Origin of the sequence: Streptomyces piniterrae (genome assembly GCF_005048155.1) — a bacterium.
In the GTDB taxonomy this organism is placed as follows: Bacteria; Actinomycetota; Actinomycetes; order Streptomycetales; family Streptomycetaceae; genus Streptomyces; species Streptomyces piniterrae.
Window position 1 is genome coordinate 361,782 of sequence record NZ_SUMB01000003.1, and the last position, 20,175, is coordinate 381,956.

General features: G+C 68.7%; 13 protein-coding genes. 12 read left to right on the forward strand and 1 reads right to left on the reverse strand.

Features of this window, described 5'->3' with window-relative positions; translation table 11 throughout:
* The first annotated feature begins 1 nt into the window (after position 1).
* The 6 genes from nirB (at position 2) to FCH28_RS10405 (ending at position 5,830) form a co-directional block, all read left to right on the forward strand.
* The gene (gene nirB, locus FCH28_RS10380) at positions 2–2,614 is read left to right on the forward strand and encodes a nitrite reductase large subunit NirB (protein ID WP_136739525.1); all 2,613 of its coding nucleotides are present in this window, start codon (positions 2–4) and stop codon (positions 2,612–2,614) included.
* The gene (gene nirD / locus FCH28_RS10385; RefSeq protein ID WP_136739526.1) at positions 2,614–3,021 is read left to right on the forward strand and encodes a nitrite reductase small subunit NirD; all 408 of its coding nucleotides are present in this window, start codon (positions 2,614–2,616) and stop codon (positions 3,019–3,021) included. The genes nirB and nirD overlap by 1 nt, the downstream gene beginning before the upstream one ends.
* A 120-nt stretch (positions 3,022–3,141) precedes the next feature.
* Positions 3,142–3,633 carry an SRPBCC family protein gene (locus FCH28_RS10390; protein ID WP_136739527.1) on the forward strand — a complete coding sequence of 164 codons (492 nt, stop codon included), beginning with the start codon at positions 3,142–3,144 and terminating at the stop codon, positions 3,631–3,633.
* Positions 3,630–4,001, forward strand: coding sequence for an ArsR/SmtB family transcription factor (locus FCH28_RS10395; protein WP_187363802.1), 372 nt, complete (start codon positions 3,630–3,632; stop codon positions 3,999–4,001). Before FCH28_RS10390 ends, FCH28_RS10395 begins: the two co-directional genes overlap by 4 nt.
* Positions 4,002–4,059: 58 nt before the next feature.
* Positions 4,060–5,001 (forward strand): oxidoreductase, encoded by a 942-nt coding sequence (locus tag FCH28_RS10400; protein WP_136739528.1) that lies wholly within the window; start codon positions 4,060–4,062, stop codon positions 4,999–5,001.
* 88 nt (positions 5,002–5,089) lie between these two features.
* On the forward strand, positions 5,090–5,830 hold the full coding sequence (locus FCH28_RS10405) for an RDD family protein (protein WP_136739529.1): 741 nt from the start codon (positions 5,090–5,092) through the stop codon (positions 5,828–5,830).
* 175 nt (positions 5,831–6,005) lie between these two features.
* On the opposite strand, the gene FCH28_RS10410 is transcribed toward FCH28_RS10405, so the two are convergent.
* Complete coding sequence (locus tag FCH28_RS10410) at positions 6,006–6,509, reverse strand: hypothetical protein (protein WP_136739530.1); 504 nt, start codon at positions 6,507–6,509, stop codon at positions 6,006–6,008.
* 503 nt (positions 6,510–7,012) lie between these two features.
* Here FCH28_RS10410 and FCH28_RS10415 point away from each other — a divergent pair.
* From FCH28_RS10415 to FCH28_RS10440, 6 genes are all read left to right on the forward strand, one after another.
* Positions 7,013–8,986: an APC family permease gene (locus FCH28_RS10415; RefSeq protein WP_136739531.1), complete on the forward strand. Its 1,974-nt coding sequence runs from the start codon at positions 7,013–7,015 to the stop codon at positions 8,984–8,986.
* Positions 8,987–9,146: 160 nt separating this feature from the next.
* The gene (locus tag FCH28_RS10420) at positions 9,147–9,965 is read left to right on the forward strand and encodes a maleylpyruvate isomerase family mycothiol-dependent enzyme (protein WP_136739532.1); all 819 of its coding nucleotides are present in this window, start codon (positions 9,147–9,149) and stop codon (positions 9,963–9,965) included.
* A 117-nt stretch (positions 9,966–10,082) separates the two neighbouring features.
* Positions 10,083–10,592: a hypothetical protein gene (locus FCH28_RS10425; RefSeq protein ID WP_246102644.1), complete on the forward strand. Its 510-nt coding sequence runs from the start codon at positions 10,083–10,085 to the stop codon at positions 10,590–10,592.
* A 142-nt stretch (positions 10,593–10,734) separates the two neighbouring features.
* The gene (locus FCH28_RS10430) at positions 10,735–15,507 is read left to right on the forward strand and encodes a toxin glutamine deamidase domain-containing protein (protein ID WP_136739533.1); all 4,773 of its coding nucleotides are present in this window, start codon (positions 10,735–10,737) and stop codon (positions 15,505–15,507) included.
* Between the two features lie 4 nt (positions 15,508–15,511).
* A complete protein-coding gene (locus tag FCH28_RS10435) occupies positions 15,512–17,674 on the forward strand; it encodes an SUKH-4 family immunity protein (protein ID WP_136739534.1) in 2,163 nt (720 codons plus the stop codon).
* 268 nt (positions 17,675–17,942) lie between these two features.
* Complete coding sequence (locus FCH28_RS10440) at positions 17,943–20,150, forward strand: SUKH-4 family immunity protein (RefSeq protein WP_136739535.1); 2,208 nt, start codon at positions 17,943–17,945, stop codon at positions 20,148–20,150.
* Positions 20,151–20,175: the final 25 nt, after the last annotated feature.

A 20,175-nucleotide genomic window follows, 5' to 3' on the forward strand; every position in this document is an offset into this window, starting at 1 on the left:
CATGGCCGCAGCCGCCACCCCGAACACCACGCCCGCCCGCCCCACCATCGTGCTCGTAGGACACGGCATGGTCGGCCAGCGCTTCCTGGAGGAGCTCGCCGACCGTGGCGTCACCGAGCGCGCACGGGTGGTCGTGCTCTGCGAGGAGCCCCGCCCGGCCTACGACCGCGTCCAGCTGACGTCGTACTTCGCCGGCCGCACCCCCGAGGACCTGAGCCTCACCGAGGCCGGCTTCATGGAGCGGCACGGCATCGAGCTCCACCTGGGCGACCCGGCCACCGCGATCGACCGCGACACCCGCACGGTGACCGCGCGCTCCGGCCTGACGGTCCGTTACGACAGCCTGGTGCTGGCCACCGGCTCGTACCCGTTCGTGCCGCCGGTACCGGGCAAGGACAGCACGGGCTGCTTCGTCTACCGCACCATCGAGGACCTGCTCGACATCGAGGAGTACGCCAAGAACTCCGGCACCGGTGTGGTCGTCGGCGGCGGACTGCTCGGCCTGGAGGCGGCCGGCGCGCTCAAGGGGCTCGGCCTGACGACGCACATCGTGGAGTTCAACCCGCGGCTGATGGCCCTCCAGGTCGACGAGGGCGGCGGCAGCGCGCTGCGCCGCACCGTCGAGGAGATGGGCCTGGAGGTGCACACCGGCGTCGGCGGCAAGGAGATCGTCGCGGGCGACGGCGGCACCGTCACCGCCATGGAACTCTCCGACGGTTCGCGGATCGACACCGACCTGGTCATCTTCTCCGCCGGTGTCCGCCCGCGCGACCAGCTCGCCCGGGACTGCGGTCTGACGGTCGGCGAGCGCGGCGGTATCACCATCGACGAGCAGTGCCGCACCAGCGACCCCGCCGTCTACGCGATCGGCGAATGCGCGCTGGCCAGCGACGGCCGGGTCTACGGCCTGGTCGCACCGGGCTACGACATGGCGCGGGTCGCCGCCGACGCCCTCGCCGGGCAGGACGGCAGCTTCACCGGTGCCGATCTCTCCACCAAGCTCAAGCTGCTCGGTGTGGACGTCGCGTCCTTCGGCGATGCGCACGGCACCACCGAGGGCTGCCTCGACGTCGTCTACTCGGACTCCCGCAGCGGCGTCTACAAGAAGCTGGTCATCGGCGCGGAGGGCGAGCTGCTGGGCGGTGTGCTGGTCGGCGACGCGGAGGCGTACGGCATGCTGCGCCCGCTGACCGGCAGTGTGCCGCCGCTGGCGCCGGAGCAGCTGGTGCTCCCCGCCGGGGCGGGCGCGCCGGCCGCGCTCGGCCCGTCCGCGCTGCCGGACGACGCGGTGATCTGCAACTGTCACAACGTCACCAAGGGCGCGATCCGTTCCGCGGTCACCGAGCACTCCTGCGGCACCGTGCCCGAGGTCAAGAAGTGCACCAAGGCCGGTACCGGCTGCGGCTCCTGTGTGAAGGCGCTGACCAGCCTGGTCAACGACGAGTTGGAGGCCAGCGGGGTCAGCGTCGACAAGGGGCTGTGCGGCTGCTTCCCGCACACCCGCGCCGAGCTCTACGAGATCGTCCGTACGCTGCGGCTGACGACGTTCGCCGAGCTGCTGGACTCGCACGGCCGGCCGGAGGCCAGGGACGGCGACGGCTGCGAGGTCTGCAAGCCGACCGTGGGCTCGATCATCGCCTCGCTCGCGCCCACCCTCGGCGCCGACGGCTATGTCCTCGACGGTGAGCAGGCCGCCCTCCAGGACACCAACGACCACTTCCTGGCCAACCTCCAGAAGAACGGCTCGTACTCGATCGTGCCGCGCATCCCCGGCGGTGAGATCACCCCGGAGAAGCTGATCGTCATCGGCGAGGTGGCCCGCGACTTCGGCCTCTACACCAAGATCACCGGAGGGCAGCGGATCGACCTGTTCGGCGCCCGGGTCGACCAGCTCCCGCAGGTCTGGGCCCGGCTGGTGGACGCCGGCTTCGAGTCGGGGCACGCGTACGGCAAGGCGCTGCGCACCGTGAAGTCCTGCGTCGGGCAGACCTGGTGCAGATACGGCGTGCAGGACTCGGTCCGGATGGCCATCGATCTGGAGCTGCGCTACCGGGGGCTCAGGTCCCCGCACAAGCTCAAGTCCGCGGTCTCCGGCTGCGCCCGCGAATGCGCGGAGGCGCGCGGCAAGGACTTCGGTGTGATCGCCACGTCCAACGGCTGGAACCTGTACGTCGGCGGCAACGGCGGCGCGGACCCGCGGCACGCCGATCTGCTCGCCCAGGACCTGGACGACGAGGAACTCATCCGCCTCATCGACCGGTTCCTGATGTTCTACATCCGCACCGCCGACCGGCTGGAGCGCACCTCCGCCTGGCTGGAGCGGATCGATGGCGGCCTCGATCACGTACGCGACGTCGTCGTCCATGACTCGCTGGGGCTGTGCGACGAACTGGAGGCCCTGATGGCCGACCACGTCCACCACTACCGCGACGAGTGGGCCGAGACGCTCAACGACCCCGAGCGGCTGTCCCGCTTCGTCTCCTTCGTCAACGCGCCGGACGCCCCGGACCCGTCGGTCCGGTTCGTGCCGGAGCGCGACCAGGTCAAGCCGGACCTGACGCTGCTGGCCGGCCCGACCCTGCCCGTTCGCACCCTGGAAGGGACCTCCGTCTGATGACCACCGCACTGACCCCTGATGCCGCAGTCGGCTCCCGGACCCCGGGGGCGGACGCCCAGGACGCCACCGCCACCGTCGAGATCTTCGGGCCGCAGGGCTGGTTCGCGGTCTGCGCGCGGGAGGACCTCATCCCGGGGCGCGGCGTGGCCGCCCTGCTCCCGGACGGCGAGCAGGTGGCCCTGTTCGTCGACCGGGCCGGACGGGCCTACGCGATCGCCAACCGTGATCCGTTCACCGGCGCCTACGTTCTCTCCCGCGGTCTGACGGGCTCCTCCGCCAACCGCCCGTTCGTGGCGTCTCCGCTGCTCAAGCAGCGTTTCGACCTGGCGACCGGGGAGTGCCTGGACGATCCGTCGGTGTCGGTACGGGCGTATCAGGTGCGGGTGCGGGGCGAGGAAGGCTGACCCCGCACTGACGGACCCCCGACGCGCAACCCATGGGTTGCACCTCCCGCCGCTACGTGCAACCATTGGGTAGCACGTACGGAAGTGCCGGACGAAGAGCCGAACGGCGGGAGGACCACCATGAGCACCAACAGCAGCGCAGGCGCGCCGGGCGACGCCGACCGGAACCGCGTCGAACGGGAGATCAGCATCGCCGCCCCCGTGGAACGGGTCTGGGCGGTGCTCACCGAACCGGAGCATGTCGGCTCGTGGTTCGGGCAGGGCGAACCGACCCCGGTCGACCTGCGGCCCGGCGGCATCATGCGGCTCGACCACGGCGAGTACGGCCAGTTCCCGACCACGATCGTGAAGGTGGACCCGCCGCACTACTTCTCGTACCGGTGGGCCAGCGCCTATCCGGGCGAGGTGGCCGTCGAGGGCAACTCCACCCTCGTCGAGTTCACCCTCACCCCGGAGGGCGACGGCACCCGACTGCGCGTCGTGGAGACCGGCTTCGCCGACATCGTCATCCCCGAGGACCGGATGACGTCCGCGTCGTACGAAAGCCATGCGGCGGGCTGGTCCGGCCAGGTGGAGAACATCCAGCGGTACGCGGAGCGACTGGCGGCATGACGGCGGACACAGGCTCGGGGGCGGGGGCGGAGGCCGGCGCGGACAGCGTGACGGAGGTGCTCTCCGCGCTGGCGGACCCGACCCGTCGCCGGATACTCGACGCCCTCGCCGCGCACGGCGAGGCGACCGCCACCGTCCTGGCCGCGGAACTGCCGGTCAGCCGGCAGGCGATCGTCAAACACCTGGGGGTTCTCGACCGGGCGGGCCTCGTCGCCGGCCACCGGGAGGGACGCGAGGCGCGCTACCGGGTCGTACCCGAGCGACTCGGGGTCGCCGCCCGGTGGATGGACCGGATCGCGGCCGAGTGGGACGGGCGCCTCGCGGCCATCAAGCGGCTGGCGGAAGGACAGGGGACGGGCGCCGACTGATCGCGGCCGGCCGCGCCCGCGGGGATACCCTGAGATCCCCCCACGGAGGAGTGCAGGCGTGACCCGGTGGAACACCAGCCACATCCCCGACCAGACCGGCCGCTCGGCGGTCGTCACGGGCGCCAACAGCGGCATCGGCTACGTCACCGCGCGCGAACTCGCGCGGCGCGGCGCCCGTGTGCTGCTCGCCTGCCGCAACGAGGCGCGCGGCGCCGCCGCCCTGGACCGGCTGCGTTCCGAAGTCCCCACCGCCGAGGCGGAGTTCCGGCAGCTGGATCTGGCCGATCTGTCGTCCGTACGGGACTTCGCCGCCGCCCTCGACGACTTCGACGGCGACCGCCTCGACCTGCTCATCAACAACGCGGGCGTGATGGCGCTGCCGTACCGCACCACCACCGACGGCTTCGAGATGCAGTTCGGCACCAACCACCTCGGCCACTTCGCGCTGACCGGGCTGCTGCTGCCCAAACTCCTGGCCACCCCCGGGGCGCGGGTCGTCACCGTCTCCAGCATGTTGCACGCCATCGCCGACATCGATCTCGAAGATCTCAACAGCGTGCGCAAATACGGGCGTTGGATGGTCTACGGCCGGTCGAAGAGCGCCAATCTGCTCTTCGTCCACGAGCTGTCGCGGCGGCTCGCGGCGGCCGGCTCACAGATCGTCGCGGTCGCCTCGCACCCCGGCTACGCCGCCACCAACCTGCAGACCACAGGCGCCCGGATGGAGGGCCGCCGGTCCGCCGAAAGGGTCATGGAGCTCGGCAACCGCCTGCTCGGCCAGTCCCCGGAGGGCGGCGCGCTGGGCACCCTCTGCGCGGCCACCGCCCCGCACATGAGGCCGGACACCTTCATCGGCCCGCGCAACGGCCTGCGCGGCGCCCCGGCCTCATGCTTCCGCGCGCCCTGGACGAAGAACGACGCCCTCTCCGAACGGCTGTGGACGGCCTCGGAGCAACTGACCGAGGTCCGCTACGACTTCTCGCTGCCCGCCACGCCCTGAGGCGGCGCCCGACGCTCCTGGTATGCGGCCGACGCTCCTGGTATGCGCCATGGAGCGATCCATATCGGCCATGGAAAGATCCGTAACCATGTACGACCGATCCTTCCCGCAGCAGCCGCCTCAGCAGCAGAACCAGCAGTACGGGCAGCCACAGGGCCAGCAACCGCAGAATCCTTATCAGCAGAATCCTTATCAGCAGAGCCCGCAACAGCACGGTCCGCATCAACACGGTCCGCATCAACAGCCGGCGTATCAGCAGGCTCCGCCGCCCCAGCAGCAGTACGGACAACAGCAGTACGCCCAGCAGCAGGGGCACCCGTATCAGCAGCCTCCCGCCCCGTATCAGCAGCAGCCGGCTCCGCAGGGCGCGACGGCCGCCATGCGCATACCCGAGGCGGCCGACGCGCGCCGGATCGGGGCGGTCTTCGTCGACGGCGTGCTGGCTCTGGGCGCCGCCTTCCTCGCCTTCCGCCTCTTCCACGGCCCCGGCCGGCTCTTCTTCGAGGAGATATCCGCCTGGGCCGGCGCCTGCTTCGGGTTCTCCTTCCTCAACCATGTCGTCCTGGCCCGCATCGCCGGGGCGAGCATCGGCAAATTCGCCCTGCGCACCCGAGTGATCTACGAAAAGACCGGCGCCCGCCCCCGGGTGACCCGGCTGTTCCGCCGTTGGCTGGGCGGCTACCTCTTCATCGCGATCTGGATACTCGCCGCGGTCTTCGACTCGGCCGACGAGGGGCCCGACGACTTCTGCGGCGTCCGCCTGGTGCGCTACCGCGATCTGCGGGCGTTCGCCGCGGCACAGGGCGGTTACCCGACACCGGCCGGGTAACGCGACAGGAGTGGCTGACGCGAGATGGGTCAGGTCGGGCGGGACGGAGCAGGTAGCGCGGGACGGGGCAGGCAGCGCAACACGGGCCGGGCAACGCACGGCAGCGAAGGGGCAGTTGGCGGCCACGGACACATGGGCAGGGGCGCTCCGCTTCCCGGGCGGCCCGCGGCGACGGCTACTCCCCCGCTTCCAGCCCCGACGCCTCGAACACCGCCCGTGCCCCGTCGTGATCGATGCGGTCGGCCAGCGCCTGGAGCGGGGCCGCGCCGCAGCGCAGCAGGCCGCGGCTCCGGGAGCGGCGTACGCCCCGGTCGAGGTGGTGCCACAGCAGCGGGTTCGCGGTGAGGACCTTGGGGTCGAGTTCGACGCGGCCGCCCACGGCGTCGCGGAGGACCAGGCGCGGGGCCATCCCGTCGCCGCGGCGGACGAGGATCAGCAGATCCGTACGGACCCGGCGGGTGCGCAGCAGACCGCGCGAGGCCAGCCAGTGCTCGCCGGCCGTCACCCGTGGCGGGCAGAGGACCGCGAAGAGCACCAGCGCGACGGCCGTCCAGCAGAGAAGACGCCACGGGACGAGCGTCCGGTTGGCGAGGTCGACCAGCAGCATGACGACGAGCAGTCCGCCCGTGTACCAGAGGGCGGCGCGCAACTCGGCCGCCCAGGTCCGGTCGTGAGCCATCCCGCCGACACGCACAGGCGGTGGGGGAACCGCCGCCCGGATGTCCGCCGCGCGCCCATTCCTTGTCCCGCCCGCCGCTCCCGCACCAACCCCGCCCTCCGCGCCCTTCGCGCCGTCCCCGTCATCCCCGTCGTCCGTCGTGAATCCGGGCCCCAGGCCTCGTCGCCGTCCCATATAAGCGACGCTAGAGCGGCGCGGCCGGGGCGCCGCGGGCGTTTACACGGTGCTGACACCGCCCCCGGGAACCTTGACGTACCGCTGACGTGCCCTTGACACCTGCGCCGAAAAACCGCCACGCCACAGGCGGGAACCGGCCGCGCCGCCCCGGTGCCGGTGTGCGGCCCGTCACCACCCCCGTCAAGAACCCGTGAAGAACACCGCCCCGCCCGCCAAGGAGCCGCCAAGGCCGGAAGCCGACGGTCCGCGCGCCCGCACGCTGGCCTGGGCCTGATCCACCGGACGGGCCCCGCCCCACACGGTGCCGCACGGAGGTACGACGAACGATGTCGATGGTGTCCCGATCCGCCCACAGGCCCGACGCTGCGGGCCCAGGGAACGGCGGCCCGGATCCGGCCGCCCCGCAGGCCGGTGCCGAGGCGACCCGGCCGGGCGCCCCCGAGAGCCCCGGCGCGGCCCCGGAGCCCGACGACCGCCACCGCCTCACCGCGCTCCAGGGCCTGGCCGCCCTCTCCCTCGACGCAATGGCCTCCGTGGCGTACGGGCCGGAGGCGATCGTGCTGGTCCTGGCCGCCGCGGGCGCCCACGGGCTCGGCTTCACCCTCCCCGTCACCCTCGCCATCGCCGCGCTGCTCGCCGTACTGGTCGCGTCCTACCGCCAGGTGATCGCCGCCTTCCCCAACGGCGGCGGCTCCTACGCGGTGGCCAAGACCCATCTCGGCCGGCGCACCGCCCTGGTGGCCGCCGCCTCCCTCGTCCTCGACTACGTCCTCAACGTCGCGGTCTCCGTGACGGCCGGCGTGGCGGCCCTGACCAGCGCCTTCCCGTCCCTCTACGGCGACCGCCTGGGGATCTGCCTGGCGGTGCTGGTCCTCGTCACCGCGGTCAACCTGCGCGGCATCGTCGACTCCGCGAAGGCGTTCATCGTCCCCACCGCCCTCTTCGTCGGCGCGATCCTGGCCCTGATCGTCGTCGGCCTGTTCCGGGACGGGCCGGCCTCCACCGTCACCGCCGACGGGCACGCCTCCGTCCTCGCCCAGAACGCCACCGGCGTCGGCGCCCTGCTGCTCCTCAAGGCGTTCGCGTCCGGCTGCTCGGCACTGACCGGTGTCGAGGCGGTGGCCAACGCGGTGCCGACCTTCCGCGCCCCCGCCGCCAAGCGCGCGCAGCGAACCGAAGTCGCACTGGGGGCGCTCCTCGGCATCATGCTCATCGGCCTCTCCGTCCTCATCGGACGCTTCCACCTCCAGCCGGTCGAGGGCGTCACCGTCCTCGCCCAGCTCGCGGACGCCGCACTCGGCCACAACTGGGCCTTCTACGTCGTCCAGTTCGCCACCGTGGTCCTGCTGGCCCTCGCCGCCAACACCTCCTTCGGCGGCCTGCCCGTCCTGATGAGCCTGCTCGCCCGTGACAACTACCTGCCGCACGTCTTCGCCCTGAAGGCGGACCGCCAGGTCCACCGGCACGGCGTGCTGGCCCTGGCCGCGGTCGCCGCGGCACTCCTCGTCTTCTCCGGCGGCGACGTCAACACCCTCGTACCGCTGTTCGCCATCGGGGTCTTCGTCGGCTTCACCATCTGCCAGGTCGGCATGGTCCGCCACTGGCGCGCCGAACGCTCCCCGGGATGGCGCGGCAAGACGCTGCTGAACGGCTTCGGCGCCCTGCTCACCGGCGTCTCGGCGCTCGTCGTGACGGCCACGAAGTTCACCGAGGGCGCCTGGCTGATCATCATCGCCCTGCCGCTCCTCGTCCTCGCCTTCGAGGCCGTGCACCGCGCCTACGCCCGGATCGGCGCGTGCCTGGGCCTGGGCCGGGTCCCCGAGCCGCCGCGCCGCGCCCACTCCCTCGTCGTCGTCCCCGTCTCCCATCTCTCCCAGCTGACCTGCGAGGCGCTGGGCGCGGCGGTGTCCCTGGGCGATGAGGTCATCGCGGTCACCGTCACCTACGACGCCCCTGAGGACCGCCACGCCACCGAGGCGCTGCGCCGGGACTGGGAACTGTGGAACCCGGGCGTGGAGCTGCTCGAACTGCCCGCCACCACGCGCTCCATAGGGCCGCCGATAGCCGCGTACATCCGGGACCTGACCGCCCACCAGGCCGCCGACCGCCCCGGGCCGCTCCCCGCCACCCGCGTCACCGTCCTGATCCCGGAGGCGGAACCCGCCCACCTCTGGCAGCGGCTGCTCCAGAACCAGCGCGGCGCGGTCGTCGCCCACGCGGTCCGCCGCGACACGGACGCGGTCATCTGCCGGCTGCGCTTCCGCCTCGCCGCGGCGCCGCAGCAGCGCCGTACGCCGTAGCTCCCGCGGTCGTAGGCCATGGCTTGCGCGGGTCGTAGGCCATGGCTCCTGCTCCTACGCCATGGCTCCGCTCTGATTACGGCGCTCTGGCTTAAGGCCCTCTGATTGCCGACGCTCTGATTACCGGGCTTTGTCAGTGGTGCGCCGTACCGTGAACGTCATGACTCGTCAGCTGAGCTACGACGACCACTGCACCGAAATCATCAGGCAAACCGACCTGTTGAGAACCCTCATCAACGACGCCGGAGGCGCGGAGGGCGTGGACCTGACCACGCCCGTGCCCTCCTGCCCCGGCTGGAATGTGGGCCAGCTCGTACGACATCTCGGCGGCGCACAGCGCTGGACCGAGGAGATCGTCCGCAACCGGGCGCCCGAGCCGCCGCCCGACGACCAGGTCCGCGACCTGTCCGCGTACGCCGACGAGGACCCCGCGGTAGTGGACCCCTGGCTCGCCGAGGGCGCCGCGCAGCTGGCCGACACCCTGCGCGCCGCCGGCCCGGACGCACAGCTGTGGTCCCCGATCGCCGGGTCCGGCGGAACCGCCCGCTTCTTCGCCCGCCGCATGGCCCATGAGACGGTCATCCACCGCGCCGACGCGACGTTGGCCGTCGGCGCCGATTTCACCGTCGACGAGGACGTGGCCATCGACGCCGTCGACGAATGGATGGAACTCGGCTCGCTGCCACAGATGTTCGATTTCTATCCCGGCAGACGCGAACTGCTCGGCCCCAACCGCACCCTTCACTTCCACGCCACCGACACCCCGCCCGAGGCGGCGGCGGAATGGCTGGTCGACCTCACCGGCGACGCCATCGCCTGGCGCCGCGCCCACGAAAAGGCCACCGTCGCCGTCCGCGGCCCCCTGACCGACCTCCTGCTCCTCGTCTACCGTCGCCGCTCCCCCGCCAGCGCGCGGCTCGAGATCCTCGGCGACGCCTCCCTGCTCCGCTTCTGGCTCGACCGGGTCAGCTTCGGGTGACCTGCTCGGATCCGGGGAGGTCAGCGCATGCGGGGCGGCTGGCGGGCTGTCAGTCCCCGCCAGTAAGCTCTGGCTTATAGATAGCTCTAAGTAACCATTGTGAGCACGGGGGGCGTTGTGGCTGGCGCGGGCGGATTCCAGACCGATGTGGAGTCCCTCAAATCCGAGGGCAAGAACTTCGTCGAGCTGGGCGGGGACTTCTACAGGTCGGTGGCGCGGCTGATGGATGGTCTGAACGCGTTGGGGGCGGGGCCGCCGGCCGACAAGAGCAAGGAGAAGGCGCCGGAGGACAAGTCGTTCGGCGAGCAGTTCTGGGGCGGTCTGACGTCGTTCGCGAGCATGGACGGCGCGCCGCCGTGGGGTGACGACGAGATCGGCGAGAAGTTCGGTGTCGTCTATGAGGGTGTGCGGGACGGCATGAACGAGTCCATGGGTCACCTCTCCGCGAAACTCAAGGAAATCGGTAAGGCGCTGACCTCCATTTCCAAGAATTACGCGGAGGGCGAGGACTTCAGCGAGTCGCTGATCAAGCAGCACGTCAAGAACGAACAGGCGTGGGAAGACCCGACGAAGCAGGACCAGGGCACTGTGGTGCGCCGCCTGGAACGGTATCCCGAACCGCGGTAAGCGGTCGTTTCCCCAGTCCTCAGTCCTCAGTCCTCAGTCCGTAATCGTCAGTCCTCAGTCCTCAATCTTCGGGTGAGGGGCGGCCCAGGTCGCCGCTCCCGCCCCGCATGTCACTGAAGCATTTTCACGGGGGAGTTTCACCATGTCCATGATGCCGCCGCACGCCGTTGTCTGGGTGCTGGACATGCTCGGCTTCAACTGGCCGCACGCGGACGAGGACAAGCTCATCGAGTGTGCCCAGGTCTGGCGCCAGTTCGCGTCCGAGGTGCGGGAACACCAGGCCAACGGCGCCACGTACGCCTCCAATGTGCTCGCTCAGAACTCCGGCGACACCATCGAGGGCTTCAGCGAGACCTGGGACAAGTTCTCCGGTGGTTCGGGCTACTTCGACGACGCCGCCCAGGCCGCCGAAGTCATCGCCTTCACTTTCGAGGCCGCCGCGGCCCTGGTCATCGGCATGAAAATCGCCGTCATCACCCAGCTGATAATCCTGGCCGCGGAAATCATCGCGGCCCAGGCAGCGGCGCCTTTCACCCTCGGCCTTTCGGAAATAGGCGGCGCGGCGGCGACCTTGGCCACCCGTGAGGTGGTCCGCCGCATTCTCAAGGAAGTCGCCAAGCAACTCCTCGACGCGATCATGGAGGCTGCCAAGGAGCCGGTTATTTCCGCTCTGGAAGCCATGGTCTCCGACCTGATCGCGCAGACCGTCAACCAGAACTTCGGCGCCCAGAAGGGTTACGACCTGGGCCGGACGGTCAAGGAGGGCTACAAAGCGGGCGAGGACGCCCTCAAGAACACCGGCGAGGCTCTCGGCGAGGGTCTGCGCGACGGCGCCGGCGGCCGAGCGGGCCGCCGCGCGCGTCACGGCCTGGACAGCGCCGCAGGGCACGGCGACAGCGACGCTGACGGAGGAGACGGCGACAGCTCCGGCGACAGCGGGGACAGCAGCTCGGACTCGGGAAGCGACAGCGGCTCGAGTGATCGAGGAGGCAGCGGAGACGGCGACAGCTCCGGGAGTGGATCCGGAAGCAGCGACGGCGGCTCCGACAGCGGCTCGAGCAGCAACTCGGGGAGCAACTCGAACAGCGGCTCAGACGGCGGTTCCAACGGCGGCTCAGACGGCGGTTCCGGCCGTACGTCCAACGGCTCGGGCAGTGACAGCGGCACGGGCGGCAGCAGCCGCACCGGCTCGGACAGCGGCAGCTCCACCAGCCACACCCCCCGCTCAACAGACAACACAGGCACGGGCGCGGACAGCGGCGCACGCTCAGACACCGGCGCCGGCACGGGCACCAACCCGTCCTCCCCCGACACCTCCACACCCGGCCCGGACGGCAACCGCAACACCCCCGAGGCGCAGCCCCTCCCGCCCCCGAGCCAGCGCTCCCCCTTCGACGAGGGCTACCAGGGCAGCAACGACAGCCCGTACTCAGGCGCCAACACCCCCGACTCCGGCCACACCCCTGAGTCCGGTCCCACGCCCGACTCCGGTCCCACGCCCGACTCGAACGGCCCGGCCCCGGACACCTCCCGCCCGGACCCCGACTCGATACGCACCCAGCCCGCGCCCGACAACACTCCCGACTCCGCACGCCCGGACTCCGACTCCGCACGGCCCCAGCCGGCTCCGGACAACACCCCCGACTCCGCGCGCCCCGACCCGGACTCCATACGTCCGCAACCGGCACCCGACAACACCCCCGACGCGGCCCGCCCCACCCCAGACCCCATCAGCACCCAGCCCGCCCGGGACGACACCCCGGACTTCGCGCGCCCCGCCCCGGACCAGTCCCCCCACCAGGCCGAGCCGTCCCACCCGGACACACCCCAACCTGCCCCGGCACCGTCCCCCTCCCCCTCCCCGTCCCCCTCCCCCGACCCAGTCACCGACCCGGTCGCCGGCAACCCGCCCTCCTACAGCGACAACCCCACGCCCCACGACGGCACCGGCAACAACCCCAACACCGCGGACAACTCCAACACCGGCACCGGCGGCCGCCCCGCCATGCCACACGTCGCCAACCCGCCCCAAGGCACCCCGGTCCACCACACCCCATCCGCCGGCCCGCCCATCCAGCAGCGCGACCCGGCCCCCGGCGACCCCATGCCCACCGTCCCGGACGACAACGACACCACCGTCAACACCCAGTCCGCGGACACCATGACCGCACCCCCACCCACCCAACACACCACCAACCCCAACACCCCCTCCACCCCCAACCCGTCCCAGCCCAACACCCCCCAGAACCCCGGCCCGATGATGGGCGCGCCCGGCATGCCACCCCAGGCCGGCCCCACCACCGGAAACACCGCCCCACCCCGCAGCGCTCCGCCTCGCGCAGGCACGCCCTCCAACCGCCGGCCCGACGGATCCCAGCCGATCCACGACGCCACCCAACAACGCCAGCCCGAACGCCCGGCCTACAACCCCCGCCTGGACGGCCCGCGCCGCGACGCACCCACCACACCCCCCAGCACCAACCGTCGCCCCGACGGCACCCAGCCCGTCCACGACGCCTCCCAACAGCGCCGCCCCGAGCCGCCCCCGCACAACCCCCGCCTCGACGGCCCCCGCCCCAGCCAGAACCAGCAGGGTCAGCAGCAACAGCCGCAGAACGACCACCCGGACCCTCGCCAACAGCCGTCCCAGCAACACCCGACGAGCGACAACACGGGCACGCGCACCCCCTCAGACCAGAACCACAACCCGGCCGACCAAAACACCCCCACACGCCCCGAGTCGGACCCCACACGCACAGATCCCCGCACGGACGACTCAACCCAGCCGGACAACCGGCCGGCCGACCCCACCCACGCAGACCCGACAAACCGCCCGGACCAGCCCGACCACCCTGACCGGGACACCACCCACGACGACTCCCACAGCTCCGAGAGCCCCAACAGCTCCGACAACACCGACCCCACCCCGGCCTCCGAAACCCGCAACCGCGAGCGCCCCGGCGGTCTCGAAGGCCCCACCGACACACACCAGAACAACGTCGAGAACAGCGTCCCCAGGGACGAAAACGGCGAGCCCCAGCGCCACCCCGACCCCGACGACGGCAACTGGCTCGACGCCATCAACGACCCCGGCCCCGACGCCCCCGGCCGCAACAACAACTGCGTCGACGCCGCCCTGGCCGCCGCCGACACCTACTCCGGCAACCCCACCGCCGCCGCCAACCGCACCCCGGACACCAACCCGGACGGCACCCCCTCCGACCGCGGCGAAAGCAACGGCCGCGATCGAATAGAAAACACCCTCGGCGCCCGCTTCAACGATTACGGCAACGGCCGCGACGCCTTCAACCGCCTGGAAAACACCCTCCGCAACTCCGGCCACGGCTCCCAGGCCGTGATCATCACCCAGGACCGCAACGGCCGCGCCCACGCCTGGAACGTCGTCAACCACAACGGCAAGATCACCTACGTAGACGCCCAAACCGGCCAACGCAGCAACAAGCCCCTCCACGACGGCTCCAACGGCGTCCACGCCATCCCCCTCAACGCCAACCGCCGACCCATCCGGGACGCTCAGGTGCCCCACGCCGGGCGAGCGGAGAGTGCTCGACGACCCGCCGCGGAACCCACCGGCGCCGGCGAGAAGCACAAGCACCCAGACGATCCATCCAACGATCAGGACGACAATCCGCAGGACCCGACCAAGCTCAACAAGCCGGAGGGTGCCCAGAATCACCAGCTCGGTCTGCCGCCAGACAAGGAACAAGCGAAACTACGCGCCGAAAACGACCATGTCTATCGGATTGGGGAGGATGCACTCGGCGACAACTATGGGGCGGACGGACTGGCTCACGTCCATGAAAATCTCATGGGTTGGGCACGCGACGGTAGCCTGGCCAGCATCTTGGAACGCGCCGAGGGGCGGATGGCGGCACACCATCGCGCCCTCGCGGCCGGGGATACCAACCCTCCGCCGACAGTCATCACACGACGGGAGTTGGAGGACACACTCGGAGATCGATTCCGGGCCATGAACGACGGCCAGAAGATGGCAGTGGTTGCCTCCCTGGCACGAATGAGTGCCGTGTATCACGAGAGTCAGGGAGTGGGTAAGAGCCCGGGATACGACTCCCAACCCTATGCAAACGCCGACCCTCGACCAGACGGCTCGGATGACCTGGCAAAGAGCAGAGATCGCGGAGTAAGTTCACAGGCCCGCGAGGACGCCAATTCCAATTTTCCCGCCAAACACCGCAATACACCCGAAAGACGGAACCCGCTGAAGGAGCTCTATAACCGAGTCACCGGTAACAAGGCGTCAGCAAGAGGCCCATCGATGCCTCAAATCGATAAAATCATCCAAGCGGCTCCCGCACACAAGCCAGATTTCTCCGGAAAGAATTACGCCGTAATCGAGGTGACCGACGCCGACGGGAATTCGGTCTACGTTGTGGATTCATCGGTCCCGGCAGACACTCCGGGACTATCCCCTCGGCACTCAGAAAAGCACCTGCTGCAATGGATCGATCGACAGAACACGAAGCCCGGTGGCACACCGTACAAGATTCAGGGACTTTATACCGAGCGCGAGCCGTGCGGCGCGGGGCAAGGCCATGCCCACTGCTCCGAGAGACTCCGCGGACACGATTTGATGTCTGGCGTCCCCGTGTACTACAGCACGACGTACCGAACGGACGACGCTGGCGTTAAGATGCGATCCGAGGAGCGCAAGCGACTGAAAGAGAAATATAAAGAACAGATCAAGGCAGCAGAAGCCATAACCGACGAGAACCAGAAAAGGGAAGCACTGAAGGAGATCAGCAAAAAGATCAACAACGCCGTAAAAAAGAAGAAAACAGAAAAGGAGTTGCTCATGGACAGAGAAATGAATGACCACCTGAACGTCATCGGCGAGGCTTGGGCAACGACCATGCTTCATATCATCCCGAGGTAGCTTCGTGGACGAGTCCAGCGTCGCCAGCAATAACCGCATATCGAAAGACGAGGCAATTTCACGCGTTGCCGCATGGTGGAACGAAGGACGTCGCACCACCAGGCGCTGGGACATCGTGGGCGGTCGCCACACGGTCGAAGTGCTGCAGGAACTCCATCGGCAAACGCCTCGAAGCCTGTTGATTGACGCCACGGGGCGCACGGCCGAGGAGATCGTGACGGAGGTGCTGGACTTCAATGGCGTACCGAAGTCAGCCCAAGTCCGCACGTCATGGAGCCACTTGCGCAAATATTTCGCCGCTGAGACTCTCATCCTGGTGTACAACGTGCATCGAGCAGGCCGGACCCGGCATTCGGCGCGGCCAGTGCAAGTACAGAACCAGCTCGCCGAGAGACTCAGTTACCAGCGCAAGGTCGGCGTAGTCGTTGCGGCTCCCCCGCAGAACGATCCACCAGCGCGTGAGCTCGTCATGCATCTCCAGGGCGTTGCCCACTCCGTTTCAGACTCGGAACTGAGTCGCGTACCACCGCAGATCTGGGCACTTGCACTCGCGGAGCTGCGCAGTGTTCCGCTTCGGGTATGGAGGGAGCTCGTACATTCCAGCGGGCTACCTGACACGGATGAGGTCACACTTGAGGCCACCGCCGTTCAGTTTCCTCACCTGATAACACTTGATTCCGGCTGCGTCCGATTCATTGATGAAACCCTGGCCGAGGCTCTTCGCAGGGCCACCGACCGCGAGTTGACGCTCCGCGTCAACCGGCACATGGTTGAGTGGCTCAGGGAGATTGCCCCACAATTGGGCCATGCCAGAGGATGGGCTGCCTCGGGCGAGGTCGGACGATACGCCGCGAACGGGCTGGCCATGCATGCCGTCCAGGCTGGGTCCTTCGAAGAACTGCTTGGTGATGGCGGCGTTATCGCCCACATCACACAGGAAGCACTGCTGGACGCCGCACACTGCGCCTTTGAGGGATCGATCCCGGGAAACAATCCGGCGGCCGACACTGTGCATCTGTGGAGTTACGGCGTTGCCCCCAGCACACAGCCGGAGTGGGCAGCCTGGCTGCATTTGATGGCGACGGCACGCGAAGACGAGGCCCTAGCGGCGGGCATCACAGGATCGGGAATCCGTCTGCCGTGGACCACGAAATGGTCCCACTGGCGTCCCCCAGGCGGCTACCACCCACGCTATCTCAAACCTGGTGTGGTCAACGATCTATACGGAGTCTATTGGCACGGCCGCCCCGCAGTGGCTGTCGAGTGCGAATCCCCTCCCCGTATCCACGTCCGGGATGTCGCAACTGGCGAACTGCTCGGCGGACCCTGGCACGAAGAGGACCTACCAGAAGCCGCACAGCAAGCGATCACCTGGGCCGACAGCGCCGCCCATGGCACCCGAGGTCCGACCACCCTTGGCGATTTCGAGGATGCAGACGGAGCCGACGAAGGCCCCGACGAGGAGATTCTGTATCTCGCACTCAACCTTGAAGACCGCGTCGTCGTGGCAGGCATAGGCGGCCTCTTCGTTGTGGAACCCGACGAGCCTGATTTCCCAGGGATTGAACCGCCACGTGGTATGCCACTGTCCGGATGCCCCACGGTGGCCGGCTCGGCTCGTCCATTTCACGCTTCCGATCCGGCCCTAACTGATCTTGCTGAACTGCTCGAGGAACCTACTGTCGTACGTACAGCCGTTGATGCGCTGCCAAGCGACCTCAGTGACACGGCTGCCCGTCGCACACTGTCCGAATTCGGGATCCCGGTCATTGATGCGAGAGGAATCAGCCTCGAACCCGACCTTTCTACTTTCCTCTCAGAGGTCGCATGGGAGGAAGGTCTGGAAAGCCCTTCCTCGTCAGGCCCGTTCTTCAAGATCGGCCGATGGATGGGCGGTCACGTTCTCATCGACGGCCCCACAGGCCACATACTGCGCATGCCCAGCAGCTGTGACGAAGACGGCTTGGAAGGCACATTGGTTGCCGAAAGTCTTGAGGACTTCCTCACCAAGGTTGCCCATTGGATTACGGGCCGTCAGATCCTGGACCTCACGGAAAACGACGTCGAGGCACATCTGTTGCGACAGGACATCGAAGAATCTTTGTGGAACATCGGCTGGCGGGGATCTACGGCAGGCGCGTGGCTCTATCCGCTGCACAACGACTGAGCACTGGTCACGGAGACCCACCACGGTGTTAACGACAGCCCGGCTCACATCAAACCGCCTCGTCGACACGGAGTACGTACCTGCTCCACGAGACGAGAGCATGTGGACCAGCAGTAGGCCGTAGCCGTGTTTCGCCTCCGATCACGAATGTGGCGGAGGTCCACGAAACGGTGCTACGGCATGCCTCATCTGACGGAGTTCGGCGAGCCGTAGGCCGAAGTAGCCGGATCATCAAGCCTGAGCGAGAACAGCAGCCAGAGGAAACAGGATGACGGAGCGCGATCAGATGGCAGGATCCGCCCCAGAGGGCGAGATGTTCTCTCTGCTCTCAGCGTGGTGGCGCGATTGGCGCAGGGGAGACAGTCAGGCTCATTTCGTCGATCCCTCGGGGTTCGGGGGTGCCGCCGTCCTGAAGCAACTGCACCACCAGATCGAGGGCAGCATCCTGGTGGATGCTGCCGGCCGGACGGCTGAGGAAGTGCAGGGCGAGGTCCTGCACCGCCTGGGTGTCGACTTGTCCCCTGGTAACCGCCGGCAGTGGCGTCGGGGACTCGAGCGGTTGGGTGGAAACCGACTCGTCCTCATCACGAACGCTCATCGGGCGGGTCGTACCCGTGGTTCGTCCGAACCGGATCGTGTGCTGTCCACAACCATCGGGCGCCTGAGCGGCGGCAAGGTCTGCGTACTCGCCCATCTCACCCCCGAGAAGCTGCCCCACCTCTCCAAGGTCGTCTTCCACCTCCAGAGCCGGGACGCTGCCCAGCCGGACTGGCCGGACCCGGTTCGCGCGTTGGCCCTGGCCCAGCCCCGCCTCGTGCCGTTGCGTGTCTGGGCCGAACTCACCACGGCCCTCGGTGGGGAGCCCGTCACCGAAGCTGTGCTCCACGGCGTGTTGGAGGAGTTCTCCACCCACCTGATGTCCGGTGAGCTCGGGGTGTCCTTCGTGGAGGAGAGCCTGGCGGAGCAGCTGCGTCGACACACGGCGGACGACGAGATCGGCCGGGTCGACCGGCACATGGCCAATTGGTTGAGGCGCATCTCCCGCGAGTTCCGCCATCGGGAGGGATGGGCCGCGTCGGGTCCTGAGGGGCAGTACGCCGCCGCGGGGCTCTCCATGCATGCCGCACAAGCCGACTTCGCTGAATGGGTATCAGCCGAAGACGGCGAATCCGGCGGCCTCTTCGAGAGTCTGCTTCAGGACGGGGGTGTAATGGCGAATATCCCGCAGACGACACTGATGGACGCCGCGTGCCGCGCGTTCACCGGCGACGTGCCGGGGAATACCCCCGTCGGAACCGCGGTCCACCTCTGGTCCTACGGCATTGTTCCGCCGAGCCAATCCGAATGGGCCGCATGGTTGCATCTGTTCGCCACGGCCCGTGGCGACCGGGCCCTCGCAGCCGCAGTGGCCGACTCCGGCGTGCACCTGCCATGGAAGGCGAAGTGGGCGCACTGGCGGCCACCCGGCGGCTACCACTGGCGCTACCTCGAACCAGGCCCCATCGACGGGCTGGTCGAATTGCGCTGGCAGGGTCGCCCCGCCGTTGCAGGCCTCTATTCCTGGTCTTCTCGCGCGGACATCTGGGACGCGGCCACCGGTGAGCACCTTGCCGGACCCTGGAACGAAGAGATCCCGGAGGAGCATCACGGTGACGTGTCCTGGCCACCCGGGGAAGAGGACCGGCCGGGCCCTGAAAGTGTCGGCGATTTTGAGGACGCCATGTCCGAGGAAGAAGAGGAAGCGGTTCACGACCTGCTTCTCGCCAGTCCCCCACTCTCCCTCGGCAATCAGGTGATTTTCGGCGGTTCGGGTGGCGTCTTCGCCATCGAGCCCGCCGAAGGGGAAACGTACTCCGGACTCAACTTCCCGGATTTTGAACCCTTTTCGGGTAGCTATGCCTTCACCACCGCCATCACGCCTGCTGATTCCCCTCCGCCCAGCCCGTCAGATCTGGCCGAGCTGTACGGAGCCGATCGCATCCGCAGCTTCCCGCCGCACAGACTGCCCGAGGGACTGACGGACGACCCAACGCGCCGTACGCTCATCGATTTCGGCCTGCCCGAAATGAGCAATGAAGACGGCCTGGGCATCTATCCGTACGGCGATCACCGCATGGGCATCTTTGACGAAGTCCCCTGGCCGTCGGAAATCGCCTCCGTCGAGGAAACCGGTCCGTTCTTTCAGATCGGCTTCTGGATGGGCGGCAAGCTCACCATCGACGGCCCCACAGGACACATACTGCGCATCCCTTCGGAGCCCGGTGAGGAGCACCTCGCGGGCCTACCCGCAGCGCACAGCCTGGAAGACTTCCTCACCATGGTCGCGCTGTGGGTCACCGGCCACCTCACCAAGGGGCTTATCGAAGGTGACGACGAGGCCAACCTCCTGCCCGATCACGTACTCGCCGCCCACAAGCGCCTCGACCGAGTGGGGGCTGAGGCTCCCGCCTGGGCATACGGCTTCTACAGTCACTGAGAGCCAGACAGATGGCAGACGCTCC

Excerpts from the sequence above, each read along its gene's own strand:
- nirB (WP_136739525.1), top strand. The coding sequence starts at position 2 with ATGGCCGCAGCCGCCACCCCGAACACCACGCCCGCCCGCCCCACCATC.
- nirD (WP_136739526.1), top strand. The coding sequence starts at position 2,614 with ATGACCACCGCACTGACCCCTGATGCCGCAGTCGGCTCCCGGACCCCG.
- FCH28_RS10390 (WP_136739527.1), top strand. The coding sequence starts at position 3,142 with ATGAGCACCAACAGCAGCGCAGGCGCGCCGGGCGACGCCGACCGGAAC.
- FCH28_RS10395 (WP_187363802.1), top strand. The coding sequence starts at position 3,630 with ATGACGGCGGACACAGGCTCGGGGGCGGGGGCGGAGGCCGGCGCGGAC.
- FCH28_RS10405 (WP_136739529.1), top strand. The coding sequence starts at position 5,090 with ATGTACGACCGATCCTTCCCGCAGCAGCCGCCTCAGCAGCAGAACCAG.
- FCH28_RS10410 (WP_136739530.1), bottom strand. The coding sequence starts at position 6,509 with ATGGCTCACGACCGGACCTGGGCGGCCGAGTTGCGCGCCGCCCTCTGG.
- FCH28_RS10415 (WP_136739531.1), top strand. The coding sequence starts at position 7,013 with ATGTCGATGGTGTCCCGATCCGCCCACAGGCCCGACGCTGCGGGCCCA.
- FCH28_RS10420 (WP_136739532.1), top strand. The coding sequence starts at position 9,147 with ATGACTCGTCAGCTGAGCTACGACGACCACTGCACCGAAATCATCAGG.
- FCH28_RS10430 (WP_136739533.1), top strand. The coding sequence starts at position 10,735 with ATGTCCATGATGCCGCCGCACGCCGTTGTCTGGGTGCTGGACATGCTC.
- FCH28_RS10440 (WP_136739535.1), top strand. The coding sequence starts at position 17,943 with ATGACGGAGCGCGATCAGATGGCAGGATCCGCCCCAGAGGGCGAGATG.